Raw genomic sequence first — 20,064 nt, forward strand, 5'->3', positions numbered from 1 at the left:
GGTGGTAACGCGGGTCGGGCTCATCTCCGACACCCATGGCCTGCTGCGTGCGCAGGCCGTCGCGGCCCTCCGGGGCTGCGACTACATCGTGCATGGCGGCGACATCGGCGATCCGGGCATCCTCGATGCGCTGCGCGAACTGGCACCGCTGACGGTGGTACGCGGCAACAACGACCGCGAAGCCTGGGCCGACGGCATCGCGGAAACCGAACTCGTCGAGCTCGGCGGCGTGCAGCTGTATGCGATCCACGATCTGTCGCAGCTCGGCATCGATCCGGCGGCGGCCGGCGTGCGCGTGGTCGTCTCGGGCCATTCGCACAAGCCGAAGATCGAGGAGCGGGGCGGCGTGCTGTACGTCAATCCGGGCAGCGCGGGGCCGCGCCGCTTCAAGCTGCCCATTGCCGTGGCTGAATTGCGGATCGACGGCGGCGCGGTCACCGCTCGCATCCACGAAATCGGCGCCTGACACATCGCTTTCATTACCATTCGGTAATCAAAGCCATCAAATGAGAATGGATCTTATTTGATGCGGTATGCTCGTTGGCTCCTGGGCTCTCCATGCCCTGAATCCAGAAGCCGATGCTCATTCCCTTTCTCATCATGCTGCGCGAAGGCATCGAAGCCGCGCTGATCGTCGGCATCGTTGCCAGCTACCTCAAGCAAAGCGGACGCGGCGCGCTGATGCCCGCGGTGTGGGTCGGCGTGCTGCTGGCCGCCGCGCTCTCGCTGTTCGCGGGCGCGGGCCTGCAATTGCTCGCGGCGGAGTTTCCGCAGAAGCAGCAGGAGCTGTTCGAAGGCGTGGTCGGGCTCATCGCGGTGGTCATGCTGACGTCGATGGTGTTCTGGATGCGCAAGGCGGCGCGCTCGATCAAGGGCGAGCTGCAGGCCTCCATCGACAGCGCGCTCGCCAAGGGTGCCGACGGCCAGGGCTGGGCGCTGATCGGCATGGTGTTTCTCGCGGTGGCGCGGGAAGGGCTGGAGTCGGTGTTCTTCCTGCTGGCAGTGTTCCAGCAGAGCAGCGGCTGGGAAGCGCCCGTGGGCGCGCTGGCCGGCATCGCGGTGTCGGTGGTCGTTGGCTGGGGTCTCTATTCGGGTGGCGTGCGGCTCGACCTGCGCCGCTTCTTCCGCTTCACCGGCCTGTTCATCCTGCTGGTGGCAGCCGGTCTGCTGGCCGGCGTCCTGCGCAAGCTGCATGAAGGCGGCGTGTGGAACCACCTGCAGACGGTGGTGTTCGACATGAGCGACAAGCTGCCGATGGACAGCCCCGTGGGCGCCGTGCTCTCGGGCCTGCTGGGCTACCAGGCCGCCCCCGTGGTGGGCGAGGTCATCGTCTACCTGGCCTTCCTGGCCGTCGCCCTGTTCTTCTTCCTGCGTCCGGCCCCCGCGCCGGCGCCACGCGCGGCCGTCGCCCGCTGAGACCCGCAATGTCTTCTTCTTCCTCCGACAACAAGCCCTCCACCTCGAAACTGATGCGCGCGGCGGTGGCCGGCTCGGCGCTGCTGGTGGTCGCCGGCCTCGCGGCCTTCTGGTATGCCTCGAACGAGGCCCGCAAGGCGCCGCCCAAGGCGGCCGACAACGCCGTCACCGTCACGATCCAGGGCAACGCCTGCGACCCCAACGAGATCACCGTGCCCGCGGGGCGCACCACCTTCACCATCGTCAACAAGTCGAACCGCGCGCTCGAGTGGGAAATTCTCGACGGCGTGATGGTGGTGGAAGAGCGCGAGAACATCGCGCCCGGCTTCTCGCAGACCATGACGGTCAAGCTGCAGCCGGGCGAGTTCGCCATCACCTGCGGCCTGCTCAGCAACCCACGCGGCAAGCTGCGCGTCACGCCTTCGGCCGCATCCGATGCCGAAGCGGCGCGGCCGTCGCTGGTTAACTACGTCGGTGCGCTGGCCGAATACCAGACCTTCCTGCGGCTGGAGGCGGGCTCGCTCGAAGACGCCGTGGGCGCGCTGTCCGACGCGGTCAAGGCCGGCGACCTGCAGCAGGCGAGGGCGCTCTACACGCCGGCGCACCAGGCCTACAAGCGCATCGAGCCGATGGCCGAGCTGTTCGCCGACCTCGACACCCGCATCAACGCACGCGCCGACTACTTCGAGAAGCGCGAGGCCGACCCCGGCTTCACCGGTTTCCATCGCATCGAGTACGCGCTGTACAGCCAGAACGACGTGAAGGGCCTCGCGCCCATGGTCGAGAAGCTCGCGGGCGACATCGGCACCCTCAAGGAGCGCCTGCGCGGCCTCAACATGCCGCCGGAGCGGCTCGCGGGCTCGGCCTCCAAGCTGCTGCGCCGCGTGGCCGACAACCTGCCGGCCGGCGGCGAAGACCACTACGGCCACGCCGAAGCCGCCAACCTGCAAGGCACCTACGAAGGCACGAAGAAGATTGCCGAGCTGCTGCAGCCGCTGCTAGTGAAGGCGGCGCCCGCGCTGCAGAAGAGCGTGGACGAGCGCTTCGCGGCCTTCGACGCCGCGCTGGCCCCGTACCGCGATGGCGAGGGCTTCAAGCCCGCGCCGCTGGACGAGGCGCAAAGAAAGGCACTGGCCGAACCCGTGCGCGCGCTGGCCGAGGAACTCGGCAAGGTCAACGCGGCGCTCGGCCTGGAATGACGTGAGAGCAGGCATCCCCATGGAAAAGTCGAAGATCAACGAAGCCGTCCCGCCCGAGGGACGTCCCGAATCACCGCACCGCCGCCGCATGCTCGGCGCCGCCGGCGTCGCCTTCGCGGGCTTGGCCGCCTCGGCCCGTGCCGGCGCGGCGCCTTCGGGCCCGCCCAATTCGCCGGACAGCGGCGCGCAAGTGACCGACGCGCCGCAGAGCACCCACACGCAAGACCGCGTGCCCTTCCGCGGCAGGCATCAGGCGGGCATCGTCACGCCGCGCCCTACGGCCGGCATGATCGCTTCGTTCTACGTGCTGGCCGAGAACCGCGCCGACCTGGAGCGGCTGTTCCGCACGCTCACCGAGCGCATCGCCTTCCTCACGCAGGGCGGCCCGCAGACCGACCCCGACCCCAAGCTGCCGCCCGCGGGCTCCGGCATCCTCGGGCCGGTGGTGCAGCCCGACGGGCTGACGGTGACGGTGTCGGTCGGCACTTCGCTGTTCGACGAGCGCTTCGGCCTCGAGAAGAAAAAGCCCCTGCGGCTGAACCAGATGCAGCGCCACCCGAACGACGCGCTCGACGCCGCGCTGTGCCACGGCGACCTGTCGATCCAGTTCTGCGCCAACACGCCCGACACCAACATCCACGCGCTGCGCGACATCATCAAGAACACGCCCGACCTGCTGGTGCTGCACTGGAAGCAGGAAGGCACCGTGCCGCCCATTCCGGCGGTGCCCGGCAAGCCGGCCGAGAGCGCGCGCAATTTCCTCGGCTTTAGGGACGGCTCGGCCAACCCCGACTCGGCCGACGACAAGCTCATGGACCGCATCGTGTGGGTGCAGCCCGGCGGCGACGAGCCCGCCTGGGCCGTGGGCGGAAGCTACCAGGCGGTGCGCATCATCCGCAACTTCGTGGAGCGCTGGGACCGCACGCCGCTGCAGGAGCAAGAGGCCATCATGGGCCGCCTGAAGCCCACCGGCGCGCCGATGGACGGCGGCAAGACCGAGCACGACGTGCCCGACTACACCAAGGACCCCGAAGGCAAGGCCACGCCGATGGACGCGCACATCCGGCTGGCGAACCCGCGCACCAAGGCCTCGGACAAGAACCTGATGCTGCGCCGGCCCTTCAATTATTCGAACGGCGTGACCAAGTCGGGCCAGCTCGAGATGGGGCTGCTGTTCATCTGCTATCAGGCCAACCTGGAGAACGGCTTCATCGCGGTGCAGAAGCGCCTGGACGGCGAGCCGCTCGAGGAATACATCAAGCCCATCGGCGGCGGCTTCTTCTTCACGCTGCCGGGCGTGCGGGACGAGCACGACTGGCTGGGGCGCAGCCTGATGGCCGCCTGAGGCGGCATCGGTGCCGCAAGTTTTTTCACCACTGCCCAGAACAAGGAGATCCATGACCGTGCAGTTCCGCCGCCACTTCCTCGCCACTTTCGTCGCAGGCTTCGCCGGGCTCTGTGCCCTTGGCGCACAGGCCGCCGTGTCGCCGCTCGAGCTGGTCGGACCGATCTCCGACTACAAGATCTACGTCGCCGAGAACGTGCGCAAGCTGGCCGCGGACACGCGCGCCTTCACCGCCGCGGTGAAGGCCGGCGACATCGAGAAGGCGAAGAAGCTGTATGCGCCCACGCGCACCAGCTACGAGCGCATCGAGCCGGTGGCCGAGCTTTTCAACGACCTCGACAAGGCGATCGACTCGCGCGCCGACGACCACGAAAAGGCCGAGAAAGACCCGGCCTTCGGCGGCTTCCACCGCATCGAATACGGCCTGTGGGTGCAGAAGAACACCAAGGAGCTCAACCCGGTGGCCGACAAGCTGCTGGCCGACGTGCTCGAGCTGCAGAAGCGCCTGGGTGCGCTGACTTTCCCGCCCGAGAAGGTGGTGGGCGGCGCCGCGGTGCTGATGGAAGAAGTGGCCGCGACCAAGATCTCCGGCGAGGAAAACCGCTACAGCCACACCGACCTGTGGGACTTCCAGTCGAATTTCGAGGGCGCTTTCAAGATCGTCGAACTGCTGCGCCCGCTGGTCGTGAAGGAAAACAAGGCCTTCTCGGACAAGACCGACGCCAATTTCAAGGTGGTGTTCGACACGCTGGCCAAGTACAGGACGGCCGACGGCGGCTTCGAAACCTATTCGAAGCTCACCGAGCGTGACCGCAAGCTGCTGGCGGGCCGCGTCAATACGCTGGCCGAAGACCTGTCCAAGCTGCGCGGCATGCTCGGGCTGAACTAGGCTCGCCCCCAGGCTGCGCGCACTTCGTGTCGCTTCGCCTTCCCCCTACCGGGGGCAACACCTGCGGCCTGGCATAGCCAGTTCCGCGGTGTTTCTGGGCTGCACCCCGCCTTTTTGAAGGGTGGTCAGGTTTGCGCGAGTGAGAATTGATAGCATTCGGGTATTGCTTACTTGGCGCGCCGATATTCAGGGCGCCCTCTCACCGTGCACACCAAAGACAACGGCGCAGCGCCGGCATCCGCCGTCCTGCACCTCGACCAGCTTCCCGACAACCAGTGGGCCACCGTGATCGACGTGGCGCGCCCCGAGAGCGCGGATGACCGCGAACTCGTGTTGCGCCTGACCGAAATCGGCTTCGTGCCGGGCGAAGCGGTGCGCATCGTGGCCAGCGGCATTCCCGGGCGCGAGCCGCTGGCCGTACGGCTGGGGCACACCACCTTCGCGCTGCGCCGCCACGAAGCCGCGCTCATCCACGTGACGCCGGGAGCTGCCAACCATGGTTGAGGCCGTCATCCAGGGCCCCGGCGGCTTTGCGCCCACCGCGCAGCCGGGCCGCATCGCCTTGCTGGGCAATCCCAACTGCGGCAAGACCGCGCTGTTCAACCTGCTCACCGGCAGCCGCCAGAAGGTGGCCAACTACGCCGGCGTGACCGTCGAGCGCAAGGAAGGCACGCTGCGCACGCCCTCGGGCAGGCGCGTGTTCGTGCTCGACCTGCCGGGCGCCTACAGCCTGAATGCGCTGAGCGCCGACGAGGCCGTGACCCGAGACATCGTCACCGGCCAGAGCAAGGAAGCCCTGCCCGACCTGCTGGTGTGCGTTACCGACGCCACCAACCTGCGGCTGAACCTGCGCCTGGTGCTCGAAGCCAGGAGGCTCGGCCTGCCGATGGTGGTGGCGCTCAACATGACCGACATGGCCCGCAAGCAGGGCATCGTGGTCGACAAGGCCGCGCTCTCGCGCGAGCTGGGTGTGCCGGTCATCGAGACTGTCGGCGTGCACACCGGCGGCGCGCAGGGCCTGCTCGAGGCGCTCGACGCGCCCGTGGCCGCCGCCGCGCCGCAGCCCTGGCAGGCGCCTGGCCTGGACGACGTGCTGGCCACGCAGCGCGAGGTGCGCCGCATCCTCGGCCTCACGGTGAAAGAGCCGGTCGGCAGCCTCGCCACCAGCGACCGCATCGACCGCCTGGTGCTGCACCCCGTGTGGGGCATGCTGGTGCTGGCCGTCACCATGTTCCTGATGTTCCAGGCGGTGTTCAGCTGGGCCAACGTGCCGATGGACGCCATCAAGGCCGGCACCGAGGCGCTCGGCGGCCTCATCAAGGCGCACATGGGCGAGGGCATGCTGCAGAGCCTGCTGGTCGACGGCGTGATCGCGGGCGTGGGCGGCGTCATCGTCTTCCTGCCGCAGATCCTGATTCTTTTCCTGTTCATCCTCGCGCTCGAAGACTCCGGCTACCTGCCGCGCGCGGCCTTCCTGCTCGACCGCGTGATGGGCACCGTGGGCCTGTCGGGCCGCTCGTTCATTCCGCTGCTGTCGAGCTTCGCCTGCGCCATTCCGGGCGTGATGGCCACGCGCACCATCAGCAACTGGCGCGACCGCATCACCACCATCATGATCGCGCCGCTCATGACCTGTTCGGCGCGGCTGCCGGTGTATGCGCTGCTCATCGCGGCCTTCATTCCGGCGCGCACCGTGGGCGGGGTGTTCAACCTGCAGGGCGTGGTGCTGTTCGCGCTGTATGTGTTCGGCATCGTCTCGGCCATGGCCGTGGCGTGGGTGATGAAGCGCTTCCGCGACAACACCGCGCATTCGCCGCTGATGATGGAGCTGCCCGCCTACCGCTGGCCCAACCCGCGCAACCTGGCGCTGGGCCTGTACGAGCGCGCATGGATCTTCCTGCAGCGCGTGGGCACGATCATCCTCACGCTGACCATCCTGCTGTGGTTTCTCTCGACCTTCCCGTCGCCGCCAGAAGGCGCGACCGGACCGGCCATCCAGTACAGCCTGGCCGGCATGATCGGCCGCGGGCTGGAGCACATCTTCGCGCCCATCGGCTTCAACTGGCAGATCTCGATCGCGCTGGTGCCGGGCATGGCCGCGCGCGAAGTCGCCGTGGGCGCGCTGGGCACGGTGTACGCGCTGTCGGCCACGGGCGACGACGTGGCGGGCCAGCTGGAACCGCTGATCGCGGGCAGCTGGTCGCTGGCGACCGCGCTGTCGCTGCTGGTCTGGTACGTGTTCGCGCCGCAGTGCATTTCGACGCTCGCCGCGGTGAAGCGCGAGACCGGCTCGTGGAAGTACGTGTGGATCATGGCCGGGTACCTTTTCGCGCTTGCCTATATGGCCTGTTTCATCACCTACCGCGTTGCGGTGGCACTCGGAGCAGGGTAAAAAAGCAAACCCCCAGGCTTGCCCACTTCGTGTGGCCGCCAACCCCCTTGCAGGGGCAATACCTGCGGCCCGGCAAAGCCGGTTCCGCGGTATTCCTGGAGTAGGCTTGGGGACTGGAGTATTCGAGATATGACGCAACAACTGATCGTCGGATTCATCGTCGCAGCCGCCGCGTTCTACGCGGTCTGGCGCTGGATGCCCGCAGGCTGGCGGCGCGGTGCCGCGCAGAAGCTCGCGGCCGGCACGCATCGCGCGGGCTGGGTCGACGAAGAGCGCGCCAGGGAACTGGCCGCATCGCTCGCCAGGACATCGGGCTGCGGCTCGTGCGACAGCTGCGGAAGCTGCGCTCCCAAGACTCCCCTCAAACCCACGGAAGCCGACCAGGCCACCACCACCCGCCCGTCCACGCGAAGCCGCTGAGACCGATGCCCGCGCACATCCTCGTCGCCGGGGGCGGCATCGGGGGGCTGGCTACCGCGCTGGCGCTTTCCCGGCATCGGCACCGGGCCGACGTTTTCGAGCAGGCCGCCGTCTTCGGCGAAATCGGCGCCGGCGTGCAGCTCGGCCCCAACGCCACGCGGCGCCTCCAGCAGCTGGACCTGGGGCCGGGGCTCGCGGCCATCGCGGCGCGGCCCGATGCGCTCGTGGTCCACAGCGCCGACAGCGGCTCCGACCTGGCCCGCATGCCGCTCGGCGACGCCATGCAGCAGCGCTACGGCGCCCCTTACTTCTGCGTGCACCGTGCCGACCTTCACGGCCTGCTGCTCGACGCCGTGCGTGCGCGCGGCACCGGCACGCTCGTCACCGCCGCGCGCATCACGCAGGTCGAGACCAGCGACGACCTGGTCTGCGTGTCGAGCACCGACGCGCGCGCCTGGGAAGGCGAGGCGATCGTCGGCGCCGACGGCCTCTGGAGCCTGGTGCGGCGCCAGCTCGACACCCCGTCGGCCGCGGAGCCGCCCCGCGTCACCGGCCACACGGCATGGCGCTCGATGATCGAGCAGGCGAAGCTTCCCGCTGCGCTGCGCCGCAGGCAGGTCGACGTGTGGCTGGGGCCGCGCCTGCATGCGGTGGCGTATCCGGTGCGCGGCGGCGACTGGCTCAACGTGGTCGTGATCGCCGAATCGGCGCCCGCGGGCGACGCTCGCGACTGGGACCAGGCCAGCAGCATCGCCGCGCTCAGGCAGGCCATGGGCCGCAGCTGCGGCGCCCTGCAGTCGCTGCTCGACGCCATGCCAGCCTGGCGCGCATGGTCGCTCGGCGACCGGGCGCCCATGACCTGCGCAGCCGACATGGCGCACGAACGCGTCGCGCTGGTGGGCGACGCCGCGCATCCGATGGTTCCCTACCTCGCGCAGGGCGCGGGCATGGCCATCGAAGATGCGCTGGCGCTGGCCGATGCGCTGGGCGAGGGCAACGCGGAGGAGGTGCCGGCGGCCTTCGCGCGCTATGCCGAGGCGCGCTGGGCGCGCAATGCGCAGGTGCAGGCCAGGGCGCGCCGCAACGGCGAAATCTTCCACGCGACCGGCGCGGTGCGGCTGGGCCGCGACATGGCAATGCGCCTGCTGGGCGCGAAGCTGCTCGACCAGCCCTGGCTCTACGGCGGGTAGCCCTGGAGCCCTAGAGCCGGAACGCCTGCAGGTGCTCGATGCGCTCGGCGATTCCTTCCTGCCCCAGGTAGTGGCCGAGCTTGCCGACCTGCATCTGCGCCAGCGTGGTCTCCAGTTCCAGCAGCATCGCATCGCGGTCCGCGACGAAGGCCGGTGCCACGTCGATGCCTGCCCGCTCGCAGGCTTCGGCGATCAGGTGCGCGCTCGCGGGCGCACCGCAGGCCGCGCACTTCACGATGGCCGCCACGTCGGGCTCCGCACCGTTGGCCAGCAGCGCGGCCGTGAGTTCGGGCGAGATCTGCCCGTCGATGCTGCCCAGCGCGTCCGCAGGCACCGGCGCACCGGCACGCACCAGCGCCGCCGCAGCGGCGAAGGCGCCATTCCCGACCGCGACATCGACCGCAAGCGCACTGCCTTGCAGCGGCCCGTCGAAGCCCACGCCCGCAGCGGCGAGCTGGGCGACCATGTCGGCGTCGTCCGTCGCGATGGCGTGGCGCAGCGCCACGCGTGCGAGCGATGGCTTGTGGCGCAGCGTGCCTTCGGCCAGCGGCGTGCGCCAGTCGACCACGGCGCGCGAATAGAAGGCGACCAGCTTGTCCATCAGGTCGAGGTCGAGCCCGTGTTCCTCGTGCCGGTCGTCCAGGTACTCGAGCAGCGTCTGCCCCGCGAAATAGTCGCTCGTGGGGGCCAGCGGGTCTTCGTCCAGGTGCAGCGCAGCGAAGGCGCCCATCAGGTCGGAGGCGACGGTGTTCACGCTGTCTTCATGCAGCGCATGCGTCCAGGCCGGCGGCAGGCCCTTCTTCCAGGCGACGATCTGGCCGTGCTCGGCGCCGGGCTCGACCACCGCGTAGATGCGGTCGGTGTATTCGAAGCCGCCGAAGGGCAGGTGCGTGAGCTTGCCGCTCCATGGTTCGCCGCTTTCTTCGGCGGCTTCCTGCGCCAGTTCCAGTTCGTGGTTGATCCAGCCCTGCAGGTCGTGATAGCCGTCGCTGCCGTTCCAGAACAGCTCGGTCCAGCTGATGCCTTCGAGGTTGCCGTTCATCTCGAGCGACAGGTCGTAGTCGAGCCGCCCGCCCGCGGTGACTTCCCACAGCGCGAGCAGTCCGCCGGGGATCGGCCCCGCGCACAGCGACTGCACGGCGGCAATCCGTGCCTGGGGCATCGGCGGCTGCGCGTCGAAGATCACGCGGTTGGCGAACAGCACGACGCCGTGTTCGCGCAGGGTGGAAAGCTCTTCGGGTGTGAACCGGATGTCGTGCATGGCGGTGGCCTCCGTTGTTTCCAAAACTGTAGCGTGTTGCGCCGAAGGAACAATCCGGACCACCCCAGCCTCGTGAGGGCGTTTGCACGGCGAGGCTGCAGATCTAGAGGTCCGTGCGCAGCTTCCAGATCTCCGGGAACAGCACCACGTCGAGCATCTTGCGAAGGTAGCTCACGCCGCCGGTGCCACCGGTGCCGCGCTTGAAACCGATCACGCGCTCGACCGTCGTCACATGGCGGAAGCGCCAGAGGCGGAAGGCGTCTTCGAGGTCGGTGAGCTTCTCGCCGAGCTGGTACAGGTCCCAGTGGTCGTGCGGATTGCGGTAGACGGTGAGCCATGCCGCCTCCACGCCGTCGCTCATTTCGTAGGGCTGCGTCCAGTCGCGCTCCAGCCGGTCGGCGGGCACGGGCAGGCCGTGGCGCGCGAGCAGGCGCAGCGACTCGTCGTACAGGGAAGGCGCGCGGTAGGCCGCGTCCACCTGCGCGAGCAGGTCGGCGCGGTGCGCGTGCGGCTTGAGCATGGCGGCGTTCTTGTTGCCGAGCGCGAACTCGATGCAGCGGTACTGTGCGCTCTGGAAGCCGCTGGAGTTGGCGAGGTAGGGGCGCATCGCCGTGTATTCGGGCGGCGTCATGGTCGAGAGCACGGTCCACGCGCTCACCAGCTGTTCCATGATGCGGCTCACGCGGGCCAGCATCTTGAAGGCGTCGGCCAGCTTTTCTTCGGCGATGCAGGCGGTGGCGGCGCGCAGCTCGTGCAGCATGAGCTTCATCCAGAGCTCGCTGGTCTGGTGCTGCACGATGAACAGCATCTCGTCGTGCGCGGGCGAGAGCGGATGCTGCGCGTTGAGGATCTCGTCGAGGTGCAGGTAGTCGCCGTAGCTCATGGACTTGCTGAAGTCCAGCTGCGCCTTTTCTTCGTGGACGATGCGCTCGGGGCTGTGTTCGGTGCTCATGTCACTGCGCTCTTGCGGTTGAATTCAGGGCGTCGCCACTCGCCGGTCTCGAGCACCTGCACCAGATGCTCGACCGAGTTCCACACGTCCTCGAAGCCGATGTACAGCGGCGTGAAGCCGAAGCGCAGGATGTCGGGCATCTGCGAGTCGCCGGCGCGGTAGTCGCCGATGACGCCGCGCGCGATCAGCGCCTGCACGATGGCGTAGGCGCCTTCCTCGCGACTGAGGCAGACCTGCGAGCCGCGCTGGGCATGGTCGCGCGGCGTGACCAGCGAGAGGCCGTGGCCGGCGCAGCGTTCCTCGACCAGCCTGATGAACATGTCGGTCAGCGCGAGCGACTTGGTGCGCAGCGCGGCCATCGCGCCGTGGTCGCCGTTGAACGACTCGGCCGCGAGCACGGTGTCGAGCCCGCATTCGAGCCCGGCCAGCGCGATGATCGGCTGCGTGCCGCACAGGTAGCGGCCCACGCCCGGGGCAGGGCGGTATTGGGGCGTGAACTCGAAGGGCGCCGCGTGGCCCCACCAGCCGGACAGCGGCTGCTCGAATGCGCCCGCGTGCTTCGTGTGCACCCAGGCGAAGGCCGGCGCGCCGGGGCCGCCGTTGAGGTACTTGTAGCCGCAGCCGATGGCGTAGTCGGCGTTGCTGTCGTTCAGCGCAACCGGCACGGCGCCCGCGCTGTGCGCGAGGTCCCACACCGTGAGCGCGCCCACGGCATGCGCGGCGGCGGTGACGGCCTTCATGTCGTGCATGGCACCGGTGCGGTAGTTGACGTGCGTGAGCATCAGCACGGCCACTTCGTCGGTCAGCACGCCGGGCAATTCGCTTGCGTCGATCAGCTTGAGCGTGAAGCCGCGCTCACGGCACAGCGACTCGGCGATGTAGAGGTCGGTCGGGAAGTTGCTGCGCTCGCTCACCACCAGCTTGCGGCCGCTGTCCTTCTGCTGTGAAAGGGCAGCGAACAGCACCTTGTAGAGGTTGACCGAGGTGCTGTCGGTGCACACCACTTCGCCGGGCGCGGCGCCGATCAGGCGGGCCACCTTGTCGCCCAGGCGCTGCGGCAGGTCGAACCAGCTCGCGGTGTTCCAGGAGCGGATGAGGCCTTCGCCCCATTCCTTGGTCACCACTTCGGCGATGCGCGCGGGCGCGGCCTTGGGCATCACGCCGAGCGAGTTGCCGTCGAGGTAGAGCACGCCCTCGGGCACGATGAATTGGTCGCGCAGGGCGCGCAGCGGGTCTTGCGCGTCGAGCGCGCGGCAGTCTGCAAGTGTCGTCATGGTGGAGGTTTCAGCGGGGAAGTTCGCGCAGCACGGCGCGAACGGGGGAGGCATCGGCGCTGACCAGCTTCAGCGGCAGCGCGATGAGTTCGTAGTCGCCTTCGGGCACGTCGTCGAGCACGAGGTTCTCGAGCACGCGCAGGTCGAGGCGGCGGATGCGTTGGTGGCTCTCCAGCGTCTTGCTGTCGGCCGGGTCGATGCTGGCGGTGTCGATGCCGATGAGCTTCACGCCCATGGCCGCGAGGCGCTCGACGGTGGCGGGCGCATAGGCCGCGAGCTGCGGGTCCCAGTGGCCGACCGGCATGCTGTCGTAGGTGCGCACCAGCACGCGCTGGGGCAGGTGGCTGTCGATGGCGTGTGCGATGTGCTCCCACTCGATCAGAGGGCCCTTGTCGATCGCATGGATCACGCGGCAGGGGCCGAGGAAGGGCGTGAGGTCGACGTTGCCGATGGCCTGGCCCTCGGGGTCGTAGTGCAGCGGGGCGTCGGCGTGCGCGCCGACGTGGGGCGAGAGCTTGATCTCGCTGACGTTCACCGGGCAGCCAGGCGAGATGGTCGCGGCCCAGCGCTGCTGGTAGGGCGTGTCGCCGGGAAAGACCGGCGCGCCTTCATGCACGGGCGGCGAAATGTCCCAGATGCGGTGCTGATGTGATGGAGCCATGGCGCGAAGTTAGCGCCGGGCGAGGGGTCGTGGTGTCGGTTATTTCCAACACCCTGCGTGACGAGTTGAAGCGCAGGCTCAGTGCGGCGACGGCAGCGTCGGCAGCCCGTGGCGGGCCCGCGCGCGCTCGCAGGCGTCGCTGCCCGATTGCAGCTCGTGGCACGGATTGGGCCGCCATTCGTAGATGCCGCAGCTCACCGATTCGCCGATCTTGCCGGTGAGGGCGGCGCAGCGCATCGGCGTGTGATCGGTGCCGCGCATGCGGCAGAGGCTGTCGTTCACCTCGACGGCAAGGCCGGACGGCACCCTGCCGCCGTTGTCGTCGAGTTCGTGCACGCTGAAGTCGACGCGGTAGCTGGCGCAGCAGGCGCCGCATTGCTGGCAGGGGTTCATGGGGCAAGAAGGGCGGCGTCGTGCACGCGCCTCAGCAGGCGGCGACGGATCAGCCCGCTCGCGGGCCGGATCAGCAGCCAGTAGGGGGTGAAGCGGCGGCGTGCCGCATCGTCGCCGCACCAGACGCGGGTGCGGGTCGTCAGGCGCGTGCCCTGGCCCTCGGGCTGGGCGGTGAAATTGAGCACCAGCTTGGCAATGCCCGTGGCATCGAGCGCGGCGAAGGCGCGGGCATCGGCGAGCGGGACCAGTCCGTAGTCCGACCGCCAGAAGCGGCCCGCGAGGCCGAAAGCGAGTTCGCGTTCGCCGTCTCGGCCGAGCTGGGTGAATTCGCCGAGGCTGAATGCCGGCCGGTTCTGCAGCGCCGACGCGAAGCCCAGGCGCCCGGCCAGCCGGTTCGGCAACTCGCGCAGCGAGATCAGGCGGCGGGCGACCGGGTCGTCGACCACATCGGGCCGGGCCGCCATGTCGAGCACGCGAGCAGGCGAGGCCGGCACGTGGAGGCTGTGTTCTTCCGCGAACTGGTAGCGCGGAAGGTAGCGGGTCATCAGCTCCATGCGCGGGCCCTGGCGGATCGAAAGCTTCTCAGAGCCTGCCGAGCAGCAGGAACTCCATCAGCGCCTTCTGGGCGTGAAGGCGGTTCTCCGCCTCGTCCCACACCACCGACTGCGGTCCGTCGATGACTTCGGCCTGCACTTCCTCGCCGCGGTGGGCGGGCAGGCAGTGCATGAAGAGCGCGTCGGGCTGGGCGGCGCGCATCATGTCCTCGTCGACGCACCAGTCGGCGAAGGCCTTGCGGCGGGCTTCGTTCTCGGCTTCGTAGCCCATGCTGGTCCAGACGTCGGTGGTGACGAGGTCGGCGCCGCGGCAGGCTTCCATCGGGTCCTTGAAGACCTTGTAGCTGTCGCCCGAGCGGATGCCGGCGATCGACTGGTCGACCTCGTAGCCGCTGGGCGTGCTCACGTGCACCGTGAAGCCCAGGATCTCGGCCGCCTGCAGCCAGGTGTTGGCCATGTTGTTGCCGTCGCCGACCCACGCCACGGTCTTGCCCTGGATGGAACCGCGGTGCTCGATGTACGTGAAGATGTCCGCCAGGATCTGGCAGGGATGGAACTCGTTGGTCAGGCCGTTGATGACCGGCACGCGCGAGTGCGCCGCGAAGGCGTCGATCTTGGTCTGCTCGTAGGTGCGGATCATGACGATGTCGACCATGCGGCTGATGACCTTGGCGCTGTCCTCGATGGGCTCGGCACGGCCCAGCTGGCTGTCGCCGGTGGTCAGGTGGACCACGCTGCCGCCGAGCTGGTACATGCCGGCCTCGAAGCTCACGCGGGTGCGCGTGCTGGCCTTCTCGAAGATCATGGCCAGCGTGCGGTCGACCAGCGGCTGGTGCTTCTCGTAGGTCTTGAACTTCTTCTTGATGACCGCCATGCGGTCGAAGAGGTAGGCGTATTCGTCGGCCGTGAAGTCGGCGAACTGCAGGTAGTGCCGGATGTTCGTGTTCGCGGTGGCGGTCGTCATTGGGGTGCGGGCTCCGACAGGAAGGCTTTGACGATGGGCGCGAGGATGGCGACGATCTCGTCGGCCTCGGCGATGGTCAGGATGAGCGGCGGCACGAGGCGGATCACCTTGTCGGCCGTCACGCTCAGCAGCAGGCCGGCGTCGCAGGCGCGGTTCAGGATCACGCCGCAGGGGCGGTCGAGCTCGATGCCCAGCATCAGGCCCTGGCCGCGCACTTCTTTCACGCCGCTCAGGCCGCCGATTTCGCGCTCCAGCGCGGCCTTCAGGTGGGCGCCCACGGTGGCGGCGTTCTCGAGCAGCTTGTGCTCTTCCATGATGCGGATGGTCTCGACGCCGGCGCGCATGGCCAGCGGGTTGCCGCCGAAGGTGGTGCCGTGGTTGCCGGGGGCAAAGATGCCGGCGGCCTTGGGGCCGGCCACCACGGCGCCGATCGGCACGCCCGAACCCAGGCCCTTGGCCAGCGGCATCACGTCGGGCTTGATGCCCGCCCACTGGTGGGCGAACCACTTGCCGGTGCGGCCCATGCCGCACTGCACTTCGTCGATCATCATGAGCCAGTCGCGCTCGTCGCACAGCGCGCGCACCTGCTTGAGGTATTCCCAGCGCATCGGGTGGATGCCGCCTTCGCCCTGGATGGTCTCGAAGAACACGGCGACCACGTTCGGGTTGCCCTCGGTGGCCTTCTTCAGCGCTTCGATGTCGTTCAGCGGCACGCGGATGAAGCCCTCGACCAGCGGGCCGAAGCCGGCCTGCACCTTGGGGTTGCCGGTGGCCGACAGCGTGGCGATGCTGCGGCCGTGGAAGGCGGCTTCGTAGACGACGATTTCGGGGCGCTCGATGCCCTTGTCGTGGCCGTACTTGCGGGCCAGCTTCAGGGCGGCTTCGTTGGCTTCGAGGCCGGTGGAGCAGAAGAAGACGTTGGTGAGGCCCGACAGTTCGGTCAGCTTGGCGGCCAGCTGCTCCTGGCCGGGAACGTGGTAGTAGTTGGAGCTGTGGATCAGCTTGGTCAGCTGGTCCTGCAGGGCGGGCACCAGCTCGGGGTGGTTGTGGCCCAGGGTGTTGACGGCAATGCCGCCGAGGCCGTCGATGTAGGCCTTGCCCGCGGTGTCCCAGACTCGGCAGCCCTGGCCGTGCGACAGTGCGATCGGCAGGCGACCGTAGGTGTTCATGACGTGGGGCGAGGTGGGCTGGGCGGTAGCGCTCATTCGGGTTCTCCAGATAGGGAACGCGGATTCTAGGCGTGCGGTTTGACGGCTTCGTTGAGGATTCCGCATTACAGCAATGCCCCATGTTCAGGATGCAAAAAGTGGCGAAGATAGAATCGCGTGTTGCACCGCAGCACCTGCTCGGGCGCCTCATTCAACGATGATTTCCCCCACAGCCAAAGAAATCTTCATCCAGGGCATCACCAAGGATGGACGGACCTTTCGCCCGAGCGATTGGGCCGAGCGCCTTGCCGGCGTGATGAGCTCCTTCCGCCCCGGCGGCGCCTTTCCCGGCAGCTACCTGAGCTACTCCCCCTGGTGCGTGCCGACGACCATCAACGGCGTGAAGTGCGTGGTCGTGAACCGCGCGCTGCGCGATGCCGAGCCCATGGCCTGGGACTTCTGCGTGAACTTCGCGAAAGACAACGACCTGCAGGTCGCCGAGGCCTGCCTGGTGCCCGACACGCCCATCCCCCCCAAGAAGGCCTGACAGACAGGCCTTTTTCTTTTTGCGAGCCGATCAGGCATGAAAAAACCGCCCGAAGGCGGTTTTTTACACTTTGCTGCAGCGCACCCCGATCAAACGGCGGACCGAAGAATTCCGGTCCGGGCTTGCCTGACAGGTGTCAGGCGGCGGCCTTTTCAGGCGCCAGGGCGAGGGCCTTGACCTTGGCCGACAGGCGGCTCTTGTCGCGGGCGGCCTTGTTCTTGTGGAAGATGCCCTTGTCGGCGACGGTGTCGACGATGCTCTGGGCCTTCGCGAACAGTTCGCTTGCCTTGGTCTTGTCGCCAGCCAGAACAGCCTTTTCGACGTTCTTGACAGCGGTACGGTATTTGGAGCGCAGCGAGGTGTTCGCAGCGTTGAGCTTGGTGTCCTGGCGGACGCGCTTACGGCCGGAGGCGAGGCGCGGGTTCTTTTTCTTGGGCTTGGCGGATGCCATGATTTAGTTCCTTAGGTGTCTGAGGATGATGCAGCAAAGCCCTCCATTATAGGCCGGGTTGGCCCTTTCTCCCAATTCGCGCCCGAATCGGCCCGTTCCCGCGGCCGGCGGGGCCTAAACTCGGCCCCCGTGTCCCTGCTCAAATCCGCCTCCACCGTCTCCCTGCTGACTCTCGCTTCGCGGATCACGGGCCTTGTGCGCGACGTGCTTTTCGCCTCGGTTTTCGGCGTCAGCGCGCTGACCGACGCGTTCAACGTCGCCTTCCGCATTCCCAACCTGTTTCGCCGCGTCTTCGGCGAAGGCGCCTTCAGCCAGGCTTTCGTGCCGGTGCTGGCCGCGCGCAAGACCGAAGACGGCCAGGAAGGCGCGCGGCAGCTGATCGACCATGTCGCCACCCTGCTGACCTGGACGCTGCTGATCGTCTGCGTGGCCGGCGTGGTCGGTGCGCCCCTGATGGTGTGGGCGATGGCAAGCGGGTTGCCGGGCTTCGACTCGGCCGTGGTCATGACGCGCTGGATGTTCCCGTACATCGGCTTCATGTCGCTGGTGGCGCTGGCCGGGGGCATTCTCAATACCTGGCGCAAGTTCGCGGTGCCGGCGGCTTCGCCGGTGCTGCTGAACATCGCGCTGATCCTGTCGATCGTGATCGGCGCGCCGCTTTTCCGGCGCTGGGGCGTGGAGCCGATCTACGCGCAGTGCGTGGGCGTGCTGGTGGGGGGCATGCTGCAACTGGCCCTGCAGATTCCGGCGCTGCGCAGGCTCGGGTTGCTGCCGCGCATCGGCGTGAGCCTGCGGGCGCTGCGCACCGCGTGGACCGACCCGAACACGCGCAAGGTGCTCAGGCTGATGCTGCCCGCGCTGCTGGGCGTCAGCGTGGCGCAGATCTCGCTGCTCATCAATACGCAGATCGCCTCGCACCTCGCGGTGGGCAGCGTGACCTGGATCACCAATGCCGACCGGCTGATGGAATTTCCCACCGCCATGCTCGGCGTTGCGCTCGGCGTGGTGCTGATGCCGCAGCTCTCCAGCGCCCGTGCCGCCAAGGACGATGCGCGCTATTCGTCGCTGCTCGACTGGGGCCTGCGCCTCGTGGTCATGCTTTCGGCGCCCTGCGCCATCGCGTTGCTGCTTTTTGCCAGGCCCCTGGTGGCGGTGCTTTTCCACAATGGCGCCTACACCGGCGAGGACGTGGGCCGCACGACCCTGGCGCTGATGGGCTACGGCGTCGGCCTCGTGGGCATCGTGGCCGTGAAGGTGCTCGCGCCCGGCTACTACGCCAAGCACGACACGCGCACGCCGATGCTCATCGCCGTGGGCGTGCTGGTGCTGACGCAGGTGCTCAACGTCTTCCTGGTGCCGGTGCTGCAGCACGCGGCGCTCACGCTGACCATCGCCATCGGGGCGCTGGTCAATTCGGCCTGGCTGCTGGCCGGCCTGATCCGCCGCGGCAGCTACAAGCCCGAACCCGGCTGGGGCAAGTTCGCGCTGCAGGTGCTGGCGGGCACGCTGGTGCTGGCGGCGCTGCTGGCGTGGGGCTCGGCGCATTTCGACTGGGTCGGCCTGCGCGCGCAGCGCCTGCTGCGCATCGGCCTGCTGGCCGCGCTGATCGCCGCTTCCGTGGTGGTGTACTTCGGCGTGCTGGCGGCGGCGGGCGTTCGCTTGCGCAGTTTTCTGCGCCGCTGAACACGCCTTGACGCCCCCGGCGGGCTCCTCTACAAAGACACATGACGTTCAGCTTTCAGGTTCCCTCCGCGCTGGAGTATTTCGAATCGCTGGTCCGCAGCGACGATCACTTTCCGCTGCTCGAAGCCGCCGCCAGCCTGGCGCAGGACGAGTACCCCGACCTCGACGTGCAGCAGGTGCTGGGCGACGTCGACCAGCTCCTGGCCCGCCTGAAGCGCCGCCTGCCCGCCGACGCGGCCCCGCTGGCGCGGTTGCGCGCGCTGAACCAGTTCTTCTTCAACGACCTGAACTTCGGCGGCAATCTCAACGACTACTACGATCCCGACAACAGCTACCTGAACGCCGTGCTGCGCACCCGCCGCGGCATTCCGATTTCGCTGGCGGTGCTGTGGATGGAACTGGCGCAGGGCCTGGACCTGCAGGCGCGGGGCATCGGCTTTCCGGGCCACTTCATGCTCAAGGTGACGCTGCCCAAGGGGCAGGTGGTGATCGATCCGTTCACCGGCAAGTCGCTGTCGCGCGAAGAGCTCGGGGAGCGGCTCGAACCCTACAAGCGCAGCAACGGCCTGGTGGGCGACTTCGACGTGCCGCTGGGCCTGTACCTGCAGCCGGCCAGCTCGCGCGAGATCATCGCGCGCATGCTGCGCAACCTGAAGGAAGTGCACCACGCGCAGGAAGACTGGCTGCGCGTCATTGCCGTGCAGGACCGGTTGATTGCGTTGCTGCCCGGCGCCTGGGGCGAATACCGCGACCGCGGCATCGCGCACGCCGAGCAGGGCAACACCACGCAGGCCGTGCGCGACCTCGAAACCTACCTTTCGAAGGCCGAAGACGCCCTGGACATCGACGCGATCGCCGAGCGCGTCGCCGCCCTGCGCCGCATGGCCAATTGAGATGGGCACCAAGGCCGGTGTGAGCCCGGCGCCCGACCTGGGCACCCTGCATGAGTTCCACGGCGTGCAGCCGGTGCTGCCGGTGTCGGACGTGTCGCGCGCCGCGCGCTGGTTTCGCGACGTGCTGGGCTTCGAGCTCGACTTCATCGCCGGCGAACCGCCCAGCTATGCCCGCGTGAAGAAGGGCGACCGCAGCTACGGCGACCCGGTCTACCTGCGGCTGTGGCAGTGCAACACCCGCGGGGCCGTGCCCTGGCGCGGCGAAATCGTGATCCACGTGGGCAAGGACATCGACGGCCTGCATGCGGCTTACCTGAAACGCGGCGTGACGGTCGTCGAACCGCCGGTGTCCCAGCCCTGGGGCCTGCGCGAATTCGCGATCCGCGAACCCGACGGTCATGTGCTGCGCTTCTGCAGCTCCTTGCCCTGACG

At 68.3% G+C, this 20,064-nt stretch carries 22 protein-coding genes; 13 read left to right on the plus strand and 9 right to left on the minus strand.

From position 1 onward, the window contains the following. Window position 1 precedes the first annotated feature (1 nt). The 9 genes from AC1RVW_RS02615 to AC1RVW_RS02655 all read left to right on the plus strand — a co-directional run bounded on the left by AC1RVW_RS02615 (window position 2) and on the right by AC1RVW_RS02655 (window position 8,851). Entirely contained in the window at window positions 2–466 is a 465-nt protein-coding gene (locus AC1RVW_RS02615) for a metallophosphoesterase family protein (protein ID WP_493197840.1), read from the plus strand. Window positions 467–579: 113 nt separating this feature from the next. Then, a complete protein-coding gene (gene efeU / locus AC1RVW_RS02620; protein ID WP_493197842.1) occupies window positions 580–1,416 on the plus strand; it encodes an iron uptake transporter permease EfeU in 837 nt (278 codons plus the stop codon). 8 nt (window positions 1,417–1,424) lie between these two features. Further along, entirely contained in the window at window positions 1,425–2,615 is a 1,191-nt protein-coding gene (gene efeO, locus AC1RVW_RS02625; protein WP_409195063.1) for an iron uptake system protein EfeO, read from the plus strand. Window positions 2,616–2,634: 19 nt separating this feature from the next. Continuing rightward, window positions 2,635–3,960 carry an iron uptake transporter deferrochelatase/peroxidase subunit gene (gene efeB / locus AC1RVW_RS02630; RefSeq protein ID WP_493197845.1) on the plus strand — a complete coding sequence of 442 codons (1,326 nt, stop codon included), beginning with the start codon at window positions 2,635–2,637 and terminating at the stop codon, window positions 3,958–3,960. A 52-nt stretch (window positions 3,961–4,012) separates the two neighbouring features. Next, window positions 4,013–4,849 (plus strand): iron uptake system protein EfeO, encoded by an 837-nt coding sequence (gene efeO, locus AC1RVW_RS02635; RefSeq protein WP_106935274.1) that lies wholly within the window; start codon window positions 4,013–4,015, stop codon window positions 4,847–4,849. Between the two features lie 204 nt (window positions 4,850–5,053). Continuing rightward, entirely contained in the window at window positions 5,054–5,353 is a 300-nt protein-coding gene (locus tag AC1RVW_RS02640; RefSeq protein ID WP_081270644.1) for a FeoA family protein, read from the plus strand. After that, window positions 5,346–7,241: a ferrous iron transporter B gene (feoB, locus tag AC1RVW_RS02645; protein WP_285412087.1), complete on the plus strand. Its 1,896-nt coding sequence runs from the start codon at window positions 5,346–5,348 to the stop codon at window positions 7,239–7,241. Before AC1RVW_RS02640 ends, feoB begins: the two co-directional genes overlap by 8 nt. A gap of 129 nt (window positions 7,242–7,370) precedes the next feature. Beyond that, a complete protein-coding gene (locus AC1RVW_RS02650; RefSeq protein WP_493197848.1) occupies window positions 7,371–7,661 on the plus strand; it encodes a DUF6587 family protein in 291 nt (96 codons plus the stop codon). Window positions 7,662–7,666: 5 nt separating this feature from the next. After that, window positions 7,667–8,851: an FAD-dependent monooxygenase gene (locus AC1RVW_RS02655; RefSeq protein WP_493197850.1), complete on the plus strand. Its 1,185-nt coding sequence runs from the start codon at window positions 7,667–7,669 to the stop codon at window positions 8,849–8,851. A 10-nt stretch (window positions 8,852–8,861) separates the two neighbouring features. Here AC1RVW_RS02655 and AC1RVW_RS02660 read toward each other — a convergent pair whose 3' ends face one another. The 8 genes from AC1RVW_RS02660 to AC1RVW_RS02695 form a co-directional block, all read right to left on the minus strand. Beyond that, window positions 8,862–10,112 carry an SMI1/KNR4 family protein gene (locus tag AC1RVW_RS02660; RefSeq protein ID WP_493197852.1) on the minus strand — a complete coding sequence of 417 codons (1,251 nt, stop codon included), beginning with the start codon at window positions 10,110–10,112 and terminating at the stop codon, window positions 8,862–8,864. Between the two features lie 103 nt (window positions 10,113–10,215). Beyond that, window positions 10,216–11,064 (minus strand): tryptophan 2,3-dioxygenase, encoded by an 849-nt coding sequence (kynA, locus tag AC1RVW_RS02665; protein WP_106935270.1) that lies wholly within the window; start codon window positions 11,062–11,064, stop codon window positions 10,216–10,218. Further along, a complete protein-coding gene (kynU, locus tag AC1RVW_RS02670) occupies window positions 11,061–12,338 on the minus strand; it encodes a kynureninase (protein WP_493197855.1) in 1,278 nt (425 codons plus the stop codon). The genes kynA and kynU overlap by 4 nt, the downstream gene beginning before the upstream one ends. Window positions 12,339–12,348: 10 nt before the next feature. After that, window positions 12,349–12,999 (minus strand): arylformamidase, encoded by a 651-nt coding sequence (gene kynB / locus AC1RVW_RS02675; RefSeq protein WP_081270638.1) that lies wholly within the window; start codon window positions 12,997–12,999, stop codon window positions 12,349–12,351. A 78-nt stretch (window positions 13,000–13,077) separates the two neighbouring features. Next, on the minus strand, window positions 13,078–13,392 hold the full coding sequence (locus tag AC1RVW_RS02680; protein WP_493197857.1) for a YkgJ family cysteine cluster protein: 315 nt from the start codon (window positions 13,390–13,392) through the stop codon (window positions 13,078–13,080). Next, a complete protein-coding gene (locus AC1RVW_RS02685) occupies window positions 13,389–13,946 on the minus strand; it encodes a hypothetical protein (protein WP_106935267.1) in 558 nt (185 codons plus the stop codon). Before AC1RVW_RS02685 ends, AC1RVW_RS02680 begins: the two co-directional genes overlap by 4 nt. 28 nt (window positions 13,947–13,974) lie before the next feature. After that, entirely contained in the window at window positions 13,975–14,910 is a 936-nt protein-coding gene (argF, locus tag AC1RVW_RS02690; protein WP_081270635.1) for an ornithine carbamoyltransferase, read from the minus strand. Continuing rightward, complete coding sequence (locus tag AC1RVW_RS02695) at window positions 14,907–16,115, minus strand: aspartate aminotransferase family protein (protein WP_493197860.1); 1,209 nt, start codon at window positions 16,113–16,115, stop codon at window positions 14,907–14,909. The genes argF and AC1RVW_RS02695 overlap by 4 nt, the downstream gene beginning before the upstream one ends. Window positions 16,116–16,275: 160 nt before the next feature. Here AC1RVW_RS02695 and AC1RVW_RS02700 point away from each other — a divergent pair, with 160 nt between their 5' ends. After that, window positions 16,276–16,605 carry a DUF3579 domain-containing protein gene (locus tag AC1RVW_RS02700; RefSeq protein WP_081270633.1) on the plus strand — a complete coding sequence of 110 codons (330 nt, stop codon included), beginning with the start codon at window positions 16,276–16,278 and terminating at the stop codon, window positions 16,603–16,605. 136 nt (window positions 16,606–16,741) lie between these two features. Here the strand turns inward: AC1RVW_RS02700 and rpsT are convergent, their stop codons facing one another. Beyond that, complete coding sequence (gene rpsT / locus AC1RVW_RS02705) at window positions 16,742–17,056, minus strand: 30S ribosomal protein S20 (protein ID WP_007831346.1); 315 nt, start codon at window positions 17,054–17,056, stop codon at window positions 16,742–16,744. A gap of 129 nt (window positions 17,057–17,185) precedes the next feature. On the opposite strand from rpsT, the gene murJ reads away from it, so the two are divergent. From murJ to AC1RVW_RS02720, 3 genes are read left to right on the plus strand one after another with little or no spacing between them, the layout of a single operon-like run. Further along, window positions 17,186–18,739 (plus strand): murein biosynthesis integral membrane protein MurJ, encoded by a 1,554-nt coding sequence (gene murJ / locus AC1RVW_RS02710; protein WP_081270632.1) that lies wholly within the window; start codon window positions 17,186–17,188, stop codon window positions 18,737–18,739. Window positions 18,740–18,780: 41 nt separating this feature from the next. After that, window positions 18,781–19,632 (plus strand): SirB1 family protein, encoded by an 852-nt coding sequence (locus AC1RVW_RS02715; protein WP_106935263.1) that lies wholly within the window; start codon window positions 18,781–18,783, stop codon window positions 19,630–19,632. Between the two features lies 1 nt (window position 19,633). Further along, window positions 19,634–20,062, plus strand: coding sequence for a bleomycin resistance protein (locus AC1RVW_RS02720; protein ID WP_493197862.1), 429 nt, complete (start codon window positions 19,634–19,636; stop codon window positions 20,060–20,062). The last annotated feature ends 2 nt before the right edge of the window (window positions 20,063–20,064 follow it).

This window comes from Variovorax sp. MPBD4-3 (assembly GCF_058809745.1).

Excerpts from the sequence above, each read along its gene's own strand:
- efeU (WP_493197842.1), top strand. The coding sequence starts at position 580 with ATGCTCATTCCCTTTCTCATCATGCTGCGCGAAGGCATCGAAGCCGCG.
- efeO (WP_409195063.1), top strand. The coding sequence starts at position 1,425 with ATGTCTTCTTCTTCCTCCGACAACAAGCCCTCCACCTCGAAACTGATG.
- efeB (WP_493197845.1), top strand. The coding sequence starts at position 2,635 with ATGGAAAAGTCGAAGATCAACGAAGCCGTCCCGCCCGAGGGACGTCCC.
- efeO (WP_106935274.1), top strand. The coding sequence starts at position 4,013 with ATGACCGTGCAGTTCCGCCGCCACTTCCTCGCCACTTTCGTCGCAGGC.
- feoB (WP_285412087.1), top strand. The coding sequence starts at position 5,346 with ATGGTTGAGGCCGTCATCCAGGGCCCCGGCGGCTTTGCGCCCACCGCG.
- AC1RVW_RS02650 (WP_493197848.1), top strand. The coding sequence starts at position 7,371 with ATGACGCAACAACTGATCGTCGGATTCATCGTCGCAGCCGCCGCGTTC.
- AC1RVW_RS02655 (WP_493197850.1), top strand. The coding sequence starts at position 7,667 with ATGCCCGCGCACATCCTCGTCGCCGGGGGCGGCATCGGGGGGCTGGCT.
- AC1RVW_RS02660 (WP_493197852.1), bottom strand. The coding sequence starts at position 10,112 with ATGCACGACATCCGGTTCACACCCGAAGAGCTTTCCACCCTGCGCGAA.
- kynA (WP_106935270.1), bottom strand. The coding sequence starts at position 11,064 with ATGAGCACCGAACACAGCCCCGAGCGCATCGTCCACGAAGAAAAGGCG.
- kynU (WP_493197855.1), bottom strand. The coding sequence starts at position 12,338 with ATGACGACACTTGCAGACTGCCGCGCGCTCGACGCGCAAGACCCGCTG.
- kynB (WP_081270638.1), bottom strand. The coding sequence starts at position 12,999 with ATGGCTCCATCACATCAGCACCGCATCTGGGACATTTCGCCGCCCGTG.
- AC1RVW_RS02680 (WP_493197857.1), bottom strand. The coding sequence starts at position 13,392 with ATGAACCCCTGCCAGCAATGCGGCGCCTGCTGCGCCAGCTACCGCGTC.
- AC1RVW_RS02685 (WP_106935267.1), bottom strand. The coding sequence starts at position 13,946 with ATGGAGCTGATGACCCGCTACCTTCCGCGCTACCAGTTCGCGGAAGAA.
- argF (WP_081270635.1), bottom strand. The coding sequence starts at position 14,910 with ATGACGACCGCCACCGCGAACACGAACATCCGGCACTACCTGCAGTTC.
- AC1RVW_RS02695 (WP_493197860.1), bottom strand. The coding sequence starts at position 16,115 with ATGAGCGCTACCGCCCAGCCCACCTCGCCCCACGTCATGAACACCTAC.
- AC1RVW_RS02700 (WP_081270633.1), top strand. The coding sequence starts at position 16,276 with ATGATTTCCCCCACAGCCAAAGAAATCTTCATCCAGGGCATCACCAAG.
- rpsT (WP_007831346.1), bottom strand. The coding sequence starts at position 17,056 with ATGGCATCCGCCAAGCCCAAGAAAAAGAACCCGCGCCTCGCCTCCGGC.
- AC1RVW_RS02715 (WP_106935263.1), top strand. The coding sequence starts at position 18,781 with ATGACGTTCAGCTTTCAGGTTCCCTCCGCGCTGGAGTATTTCGAATCG.
- AC1RVW_RS02720 (WP_493197862.1), top strand. The coding sequence starts at position 19,634 with ATGGGCACCAAGGCCGGTGTGAGCCCGGCGCCCGACCTGGGCACCCTG.